This window comes from Stenotrophomonas sp. 278 (genome assembly GCF_003935715.1).
In the GTDB taxonomy this organism is placed as follows: Bacteria; Pseudomonadota; Gammaproteobacteria; order Xanthomonadales; family Xanthomonadaceae; genus Stenotrophomonas; species Stenotrophomonas maltophilia_AH.
Genome location: NZ_RHPP01000169.1, coordinates 1 through 7,711, shown reverse-complemented (window position 1 = coordinate 7,711; position 7,711 = coordinate 1). Strand labels below are relative to the sequence as shown.

Annotated in this window: 7 protein-coding genes; 3 read left to right on the top strand and 4 right to left on the bottom strand. The window is 65.7% G+C overall.

Annotated elements, in window-relative coordinates; genetic code table 11:
• Positions 1–203 precede the first annotated feature (203 nt).
• The 3 genes from EGJ34_RS19260 (at position 204) to EGJ34_RS19250 (ending at position 5,674) form a co-directional block, all read left to right on the top strand.
• Positions 204–2,171, top strand: coding sequence for an oligopeptide transporter, OPT family (locus tag EGJ34_RS19260; RefSeq protein WP_125362065.1), 1,968 nt, complete (start codon positions 204–206; stop codon positions 2,169–2,171).
• A gap of 149 nt (positions 2,172–2,320) precedes the next feature.
• Positions 2,321–4,384 carry a S9 family peptidase gene (locus tag EGJ34_RS19255; RefSeq protein WP_125362064.1) on the top strand — a complete coding sequence of 688 codons (2,064 nt, stop codon included), beginning with the start codon at positions 2,321–2,323 and terminating at the stop codon, positions 4,382–4,384.
• A 57-nt stretch (positions 4,385–4,441) separates the two neighbouring features.
• On the top strand, positions 4,442–5,674 hold the full coding sequence (locus EGJ34_RS19250) for a DUF819 family protein (protein WP_125362063.1): 1,233 nt from the start codon (positions 4,442–4,444) through the stop codon (positions 5,672–5,674).
• Positions 5,675–5,701: 27 nt separating this feature from the next.
• On the opposite strand, the gene EGJ34_RS19245 is transcribed toward EGJ34_RS19250, so the two are convergent.
• From EGJ34_RS19245 to minC, 4 genes are all read right to left on the bottom strand, one after another.
• A complete protein-coding gene (locus EGJ34_RS19245; protein WP_125362062.1) occupies positions 5,702–6,190 on the bottom strand; it encodes a hypothetical protein in 489 nt (162 codons plus the stop codon).
• 47 nt (positions 6,191–6,237) lie between these two features.
• Positions 6,238–6,495 (bottom strand): cell division topological specificity factor MinE, encoded by a 258-nt coding sequence (gene minE / locus EGJ34_RS19240; protein ID WP_125362061.1) that lies wholly within the window; start codon positions 6,493–6,495, stop codon positions 6,238–6,240.
• A 2-nt stretch (positions 6,496–6,497) separates the two neighbouring features.
• A complete protein-coding gene (gene minD, locus EGJ34_RS19235; RefSeq protein WP_125362060.1) occupies positions 6,498–7,307 on the bottom strand; it encodes a septum site-determining protein MinD in 810 nt (269 codons plus the stop codon).
• A gap of 37 nt (positions 7,308–7,344) precedes the next feature.
• The coding region (gene minC, locus EGJ34_RS19230; RefSeq protein ID WP_125362059.1) for a septum site-determining protein MinC at positions 7,345–7,711 on the bottom strand (367 nt) is incomplete at its 5' end.

Here is a 7,711-nt window from a genome sequence, read left to right as displayed (position 1 = left end):
CCCCCAATCCCACTTTGCGCCGGGGGGGGGGGGCGGGGCGTGGTTAAAACCCCACGGCCCGGGCGGCCCGGCCGTTGGCCGGCCCACGCACCGCCTGGGCCGGCCAACGGCCGGCGCTACCCGTGTCAGCCTGACGGCTGACACTGGACTTGCCCGGACATGAAGGCTAGCGTGGGCCAGCTTTTTTCCCTACAGGGGCATTCATGAATCACGACGCTGCGCCCAAGCAGCTCACAGTCCGTGCGGTGGCCCTGGCCATCGTCCTGGCCGTGGTGCTGTCGGCTGCCAACGCCTACCTGGGCCTGTTCGCCGGCCTGACCATCGCCACCGCCATTCCGGCCGCCGTCATCTCGATGGGCGTGCTGCGCCTGCTGGGCGGCGGCTCGATCCTGGAAAACAACATCGTCCAGACCGGTGCCTCGGCCGGCTCTTCGATTGCCGCCGGTGTGATTTTCACCATCCCTGCGCTGATCATCATGGGCTACTGGCCGGACTTCAAGTACTGGTGGGTGCTGGGCATTGCCGGTCTGGGGGGCCTGCTCGGCGTGCTGTTCTCGGTGCCGCTGCGTCGCTCGATGATCGTGGAAGATCCGCTGCCGTTCCCGGAAGGCAAGGCCGCGGCCGAAGTGCTGAAGGCCGGTGAGAACCCGGGTCCGGGCCTGAAGATCCTGGGTCTGTCGGCCGTGATTGGTGCCGTGGTCAAGGTCGCCGCCGCCAGCGGCATGCGCCTGATCCCGGATGCGTGGGCCGCCTCGGCCTTCGTGGGCAGCTCCAGGATCACCGCCTTCATCGGCACCAACCTGTCGCCGGCCCTTCTCGGTGTGGGCTACATCGTTGGCCTGAATGTCGGCATCGTGGTGGTGTCCGGTTCGATCCTGACCTGGCACATCGCCATCCCGCTTTACCAGGCGTTCTTCCTGAATACCGATCCGGCGTTGGCCGCGTCCATCGCAGACGCCTCTGCGGCGGATGCTGCGGGTGCGCTGTGGAGCGCGAAGATGCGCTACCTGGGCGTTGGCGCGATGCTGATCGGCGGCATCTGGACCCTGATCTCGCTGCGCAAGTCACTGCTCAATGGCGTCAAGAGTGGCTTCGCCGCCGCGCGCAAGAGCGGGGGGCCGGTGCTGGCCCATACCGAGCGCGACCTGCCGATGAAGTGGATGCTGGTCGCCCTGGTCATCTTCGTGCTGCCGCTGCTGGCGCTGTACCAGGCCATCGTCGGCCAGTGGCATGTCTCGATCCCGATGACCATCATCATGATCGTGGCCGGGTTCCTGTTTGTGTCGGTGTCGGCCTACCTGGCCGGCCTGATCGGCTCGTCCAACAACCCGGTTTCGGGTATCACCATCTCCACCATCCTGTTCGCTTCGGCGGTGCTGGTGGTGCTGCTGGGGGCCGATGGCCTGAAGCCGGTCGGCACCGGTGGCGCGCCGCTGGGGGCGGTCGCTGCGATCATGATCGGCGCGGTGGTGTGCTGCGCCGCCGCGGTCGGCGGTGACAATCTGCAGGACCTGAAGGCCGGCTACATCGTCGGTGCCACTCCGTGGAAGCAGCAGCTGATGCTGGGCATCGGTGCGTTCTCGTGCGCGCTGATCATGGCCCCGGTGCTGAACCTGCTGGCGACCGCCTATGGCATCGGCGCGCCGACCCCGGAACACCCCAACTCGCTGGCGGCACCGCAGGCCAACCTGATGGCGTCGGTGGCCCGCGGCCTGTTCGGTGGTCAGCTGCCCTGGACGTTCATCGCCATCGGCGCGGTGATCGGCGCAATCATCATTGCCTTCGACAGCTGGCTCAAGGCCCGCGGTTCGCGCTTCCGCGTGCCGGTGCTGGCCGCGGCCATCGGCATCTACCTGCCGCTGGAACTGATGGTGCCGATCTTCCTGGGTGGCCTGATTTCCTACCTGGTGGAGCGCTTCCACAAGGTGCGCGCCGACGATGAGGAAGGCCGCGACCGCGTGCACAAGCCGGGTGTGCTGTTCGCCGCCGGCCTGATCACCGGTGAGGCGCTGATGGGCATTGCCATTGCCATTCCGATCGTGGTGTCGAAGGAGGCGGACGTGCTCGCGGTTCCGTTCAGCGTGCCGGGGGCGCAGTGGTTTGGCTTGGCCGTTCTGTTCCTGGTCGGGTGGCTGCTTTACCGCATCGGCAAGCGTGCCAGCGCCGCCTGATTCCGGGCGGGTGTGACCCTGACAGACCCCGCCTCGGCGGGGTTTGTCGTTTGCAGGGTCTGGCGGGCTGCGGGGCATGACCTGTGGCCTTTGCTTCACAGGGATGACAGGCCCTACCATCGGCGTTTTGCCGTTGTGCGGAGAACCCGATGAAGCTTCGTTACGCCCTGCTGCCGTTGAGCCTGTTGACCGCGCTGCCGGTCGCTGCCGCCACCCGTGGCCTGGATGTGCGCGACATGGTCGCCCTCGACCGCGTGTCGGCCCCGCTGCTGACCGCCGATGGCGGCAACGTGGTGTTCGCCAAGCGCGTGATGGGCGCGGACAGCAAGGCCAGCACTGGTCTGTTCATCCGCAATCTGCGTACCCGTGACGCCGCCCCGCCGAAGGCGCTGACCCCGGCCGGCTGGAACGTCAATTCCGCCGCGCTGTCGGCCGATGGCCAGAACGTGTACTTCCTCAGCGCCAAGAACGGCAGCCAGCAGCTGTACGTGATGCCGCTGGGTGGCGGCGCGCCGCGCCAGCTGACCGACTTCCCGGTCGACGTGGACAGCTACCAGCTGTCGCCGAACGGCGACCGCGTCGCCTTCAGCGCCGGCGTGTTCCAGGACTGCGGTTCGGACCTGGCCTGCACCGAGAAGAAGCTGGCCGCGCACAAGGCGCGCAAGAACACCGGTGAGGTGTTCGACAGCATGTTCGTGCGCCATTGGGACACCTGGAATGACGGCCGCCGCAACACCCTGTTCGTGGCACCGCTGCCGACCGGCAACGCGGGTGCGGTCAAGGGCGCGTCGGCGATCAGCGCCACGCTGGCCGGCGACGCACCGTCCAAGCCGTTCGGCGGCAACGACGATTACACCTGGGCACCGGACGGCAAGAGCGTGGTCGCCAGTATCCGCGTGCAGGGCCCGAAGGAACCCTGGTCGACCAACTTCGACCTGTACCGTCTGGATGCCGAGGGCAAGCAGGCCCCGGTCAACCTGACCGCCGCCAACCCGGCCTGGGATGCCGGCCCGGTGTTCAGCGCCGACGGCAAGACCCTGTACTACCGCGCGATGAAGCGCCCGGGCTTTGAAGCCGACCGCTTCGGCGTGATGGCGCTGGACCTGGCCTCGGGCAAGACCCGCGAGATCGCCCCGCAGTGGGACCGCTCGGCGGGTGAGATCGTGCTTTCGGCCGACGGCAACAGCTTCTACACCGGTGCCGACGACCTCGGTGAACACCGCCTGTTCAACATCGACATCGCCACCGGCAAGGCCACCGTTGTTGCCGAAGGCGGCAGCATCGGCTCGCCGGTCATTGCCGGCAACACCCTGGCCTACACGAAGAACAGCCTCAAGAGCGGCGACCAGATCGTGGTCGCCCAGGCCGATGGCAGCACCCCGCGCGAGATCACCCCCAGCGCCAGCCAGATGCTGCCGGACGTGGCCTTCGGTGACTACGAGCAGTTCCAGTTCAAGGGCTGGAACAACGAAACCGTGCACGGCTACGTGGTCAAGCCGTACAACTACCAGGAAGGCAAGACCTACCCGGTGGCGTTCCTGATCCACGGCGGCCCGCAGGGCAGCTTCGGCAATGGCTGGAGCTATCGCTGGAACCCGCAGACCTACGCGGGCCAGGGCTATGCCGTGGTGATGATCGATTTCCATGGTTCAACCGGCTATGGCCAGGCGTTCACCGACGCGATCAGCCAGCACTGGGGCGACCGCCCGCTGGAAGACCTGCAGAAGGGCTGGGCCGCCGCGCAGAAGCAGTATCCGTTCCTCAACGGCGACAAAGCCTGCGCGCTCGGTGCCAGCTACGGCGGCTTCATGGTCAACTGGATCGCCGGCAACTGGAACGAGCCGTGGAAGTGCCTGGTCAACCATGACGGTGTGTTCGACCAGCGCATGATGGGCTATGCCACCGAAGAACTGTGGTTCACCGAGTGGGAGCAGGGTGGGACGCCCTATGAAAAGGCGGCCAACTACGAGAAGTTCAACCCGGTCAACCATGTCGCCAACTGGAAGAAGCCGATCCTGATCGTCCACGGCCAGCTCGACTTCCGCATTCCGGTCGAGCAGGGCCTGGCGGCATTCACCGCCGCCCAGCGCCAGGGCATCGAGTCGAAGTTCCTGTACTTCCCGGACGAAAACCACTGGGTGCTCAAGCCGCAGAACAGCGTGCAGTGGCATGACACGGTGAACGGCTGGTTGAAGCAGCACATCGGTCAATAATGCAGAAAGCGCCGCCCAAGGGCGGCGCTTCCTTTTCCACCTATCGCACGCACCCGCATGGCCCTGATCCAGAATGACATCGTCGTCTTCGGTTTGATTGCGGCCACGCTTGGTGCCGTGTTCTGGACCGCCGCGCGCCCGGCCGGTTTCTGGAAGCGCTTCTACGCCTTCGTGCCCGCGTTGCTGCTGTGCTACCTGCTGCCGGGCATCTACAACACCGTTGGCCTGATCGACGGCAACAACACCAAGCTTTATAACCCGGTCGCCCGTGACATCCTGCTGCCGGCCGCGCTGGTGCTGCTCACGCTGGCCGTGGACATCAAGGGCATCCTTCGCCTGGGCCCCAAACTGATCGTCATGTACCTCGGCGCATCGATCAGCATCATGATCGGCGCGGTGGTTGCCTTCGTGGTGATGCGCTGGATTCACCCGTCCGCCGTGGCCGGTGATACCTGGGCCGGCATGGCTGCGCTGGCCGGCAGCTGGATCGGCGGCGGGGCCAACATGCTGGCGATGCGCGAGGTGTTCGACGTAAATGCCACCACCTTCGGCCAGTTCGCGGTGATCGATGTGGGTGTCGGCTACGTCTGGATGGCGGTGCTGATTTTCCTGGCCGGGCGTGCGCCGCAGATCGATGCGATCACCCGCGCCGACACCTCCGGTATCGACCAGCTCAAGCAACGCATTGAGAAATTCCAGGCCGAACACGAACGCGTCGCCAGCCTGACCGACCTGATGCTGATCGTGGCGGTGGCATTTGGCACCGTGGGCCTCTCGCATGCGATTGCCGGCCCCGTCTCGGCCTGGTTCAAGGGCCACGTGGCCTGGGCATCGCAGTTCAGCCTGGACGCGCCGTTCGTGTGGGTGGTGGTGATTTCGACGACCTGCGGCCTGGCGCTCAGTTTCACCCGTGCGCGCACGCTCGAAGGTGCGGGAGCCTCCAAACTGGGTTCGCTGCTGCTGTATTTCCTCATCGCCTGCATCGGCATGCAGATGGACCTGCTGGCCCTGCTGCAGCGGCCGTGGCTGTTCGCGCTGGGCCTGATCTGGATCCTGGTGCACATCGCTTTGCTGCTGGCGCTGGCGCTGGCCCTGCGCGTGCCGTTTTTCTATTTCACCATCGGTTCGCAGTCGAACATCGGCGGACCGGCCTCGGCACCGGTGGTGGCGGCCGCGTTCCATCCCTCACTCGCCCCGGTGGGCGTGCTGCTGGGCACGATGGGATATGCGACCGGAACGTACCTGGCGTACATCGTGGGCATTATGTTGCGGGCCTTGGCCGGCGGGTGAAGCCGTGTACCGACCAACGGTCGGTACCTACCGGTCGGGCAACAACCCGCGTTCGATCAACCACGCCTTGGCGTCTTCCGCATCCTGCTCGAACCACGCCCGGGTCGATCCCAACCGATACGTGTAGCCCCACGCATCCATGTCCGCCATCAAGCGGTCACTGCCGACGCCGGGCAACTGCCCCGCCAGCACGATCTGCAGGTAACAGGTGGCGTCTTCTTCCGGCACCGAATCGGTGGCGTCGGTATGCACCAGCGCCCGCCGCTCGGGCGGCAGCACGATCAGGTGGCAGGCCTCATGCAGCATCGAGTGCACTGGCGTGTCGTCACGCACATATACATCGCTGCCGATGATGCCGGCTTCCGGCTCGCCCCAGTAGCTGCCCGGAATGGCTGCGCCGTCGTCCACGCGGTGCAGGCGCAGGTCATGCGTGGCCAGCAGGCGCGCCGCATCATCAAAACGGATCTCGCCCACGCGGGTCACGAAGGGTTCGGATTCAGCGGCGGCGGTGTTCATGCGGGAGCTTCAATGGCCCCTCTCCGCGCGGAGAGGGGCAGGGCAGGTTACGACTGCGGACCGTCAGGCAGGGCCACGGAAATGTCGAGCACGTCGTGCTCGCCGTCCTTGACCAGGTCGACCTTGACCGCGTCGGCGTCGATGTTGACGTACTTCTTGATCACTTCCAGCAGCTCACGCTGCAGCAGCGGCAGGTAGTCCGGGCCGCCGCGATGGCTGCGTTCCTGCGCGATGATGATCTGCAGGCGGTTCTTGGCCGTTTCGGCAGTGGTCTTCTTCGTCTTGAGGAAATCAAACAGGCCCATGCTTATCCTCCAAACAGCTTGCTGAAGAAGCCCTTCTTGTCCACGGTGGTGAAGCGCATCGGGCGCTCTTCACCCAGGATGCGGGCGACAGCGTCACCGTAGGCCTGGCCCGCCAGCGACTGCTGGTCGAGGATCACCGGTTCGCCCTTGTTGGAGGCATTGAGCACGTCGCCGGACTCGGGAATCACGCCGATGGCCTTCAGGCCCAGCACTTCTTCCACGTCGGTGATGCTGAGCATCTCGCCGGTTTCCACGCGCGCCGGGCTGTAGCGGGTCAGCAGCAGGAAGGCCGGCACGTTCTGTCCGCCTTCGGCCTTGTGGGTCTTGGAATCCAGCAGGCCGATGATGCGGTCCGAGTCGCGCACCGATGACACTTCCGGGTTGACCACGACCACGGCGCGGTCGGCGAAGTACATCGCCAGGAACGCACCCTTTTCGATGCCGGCCGGGGAGTCGCAGATGATGAAGTCGAAGCCGTCGGCGGCCAGGTCCTTGAGCACCTTGCCCACGCCTTCCTGGGTCAGCGCGTCCTTGTCGCGGGTCTGCGAGGCAGCCAGCACGTACAGGTTCTCAAAGCGCTTGTCCTTGATCAGGGCCTGCTTGAGGGTCGCTTCGCCATGCACGACGTTGACGAAGTCGTACACCACGCGGCGCTCGCAGCCCATGATCAGGTCCAGGTTGCGCAGGCCGACGTCGAAGTCGATCACCGCCACCTTCTTGCCCTTGGACGCCAGGCCGCAGGCAAGGCTCGCGCTGGTAGTGGTCTTGCCGACGCCGCCCTTGCCGGAGGTGACTACGATGATTTCAGCCAAAGCACTTCTCCTGATTCTTTTATTTTGAGTGGCCGCGTCAGTCCAGCGCGGCGATCTTGATCTGGTCGTTTTCCAGCCACACCTGCACGGCTTTGCCGCGCAGGTTGTCCGGGACATCGTCCAGTACCTTGTAATGGCCGGCAATGGCGACCAGTTCAGCGTGGAAATCACGGCAGAAAATGCGTGCCGTGGTGTTGCCCTGGGCACCTGCCAGGGCACGGCCCCGCAGCGTACCGTAGATATGGATGCTGCCGTCGGCAATGACTTCGGCACCTGCGCCCACCGTGGCCATCACGGTCAGGTCGCAGTTTTCGGCGTACAGCTGTTGCCCGGAGCGCACATTGCTGGTCTGCATGCGGCCGGGCTGCGGCGCATTGGCGGCTTCAGCCGGCGCGGCGGCCGCA

Bases quoted from the DNA above. Each gene is read 5' to 3' on its own strand.
- EGJ34_RS19260 (WP_125362065.1), top strand. From the start codon at position 204: ATGAATCACGACGCTGCGCCCAAGCAGCTCACAGTCCGTGCGGTGGCC.
- EGJ34_RS19255 (WP_125362064.1), top strand. From the start codon at position 2,321: ATGAAGCTTCGTTACGCCCTGCTGCCGTTGAGCCTGTTGACCGCGCTG.
- EGJ34_RS19250 (WP_125362063.1), top strand. From the start codon at position 4,442: ATGGCCCTGATCCAGAATGACATCGTCGTCTTCGGTTTGATTGCGGCC.
- EGJ34_RS19245 (WP_125362062.1), bottom strand. From the start codon at position 6,190: ATGAACACCGCCGCCGCTGAATCCGAACCCTTCGTGACCCGCGTGGGC.
- minE (WP_125362061.1), bottom strand. From the start codon at position 6,495: ATGGGCCTGTTTGATTTCCTCAAGACGAAGAAGACCACTGCCGAAACG.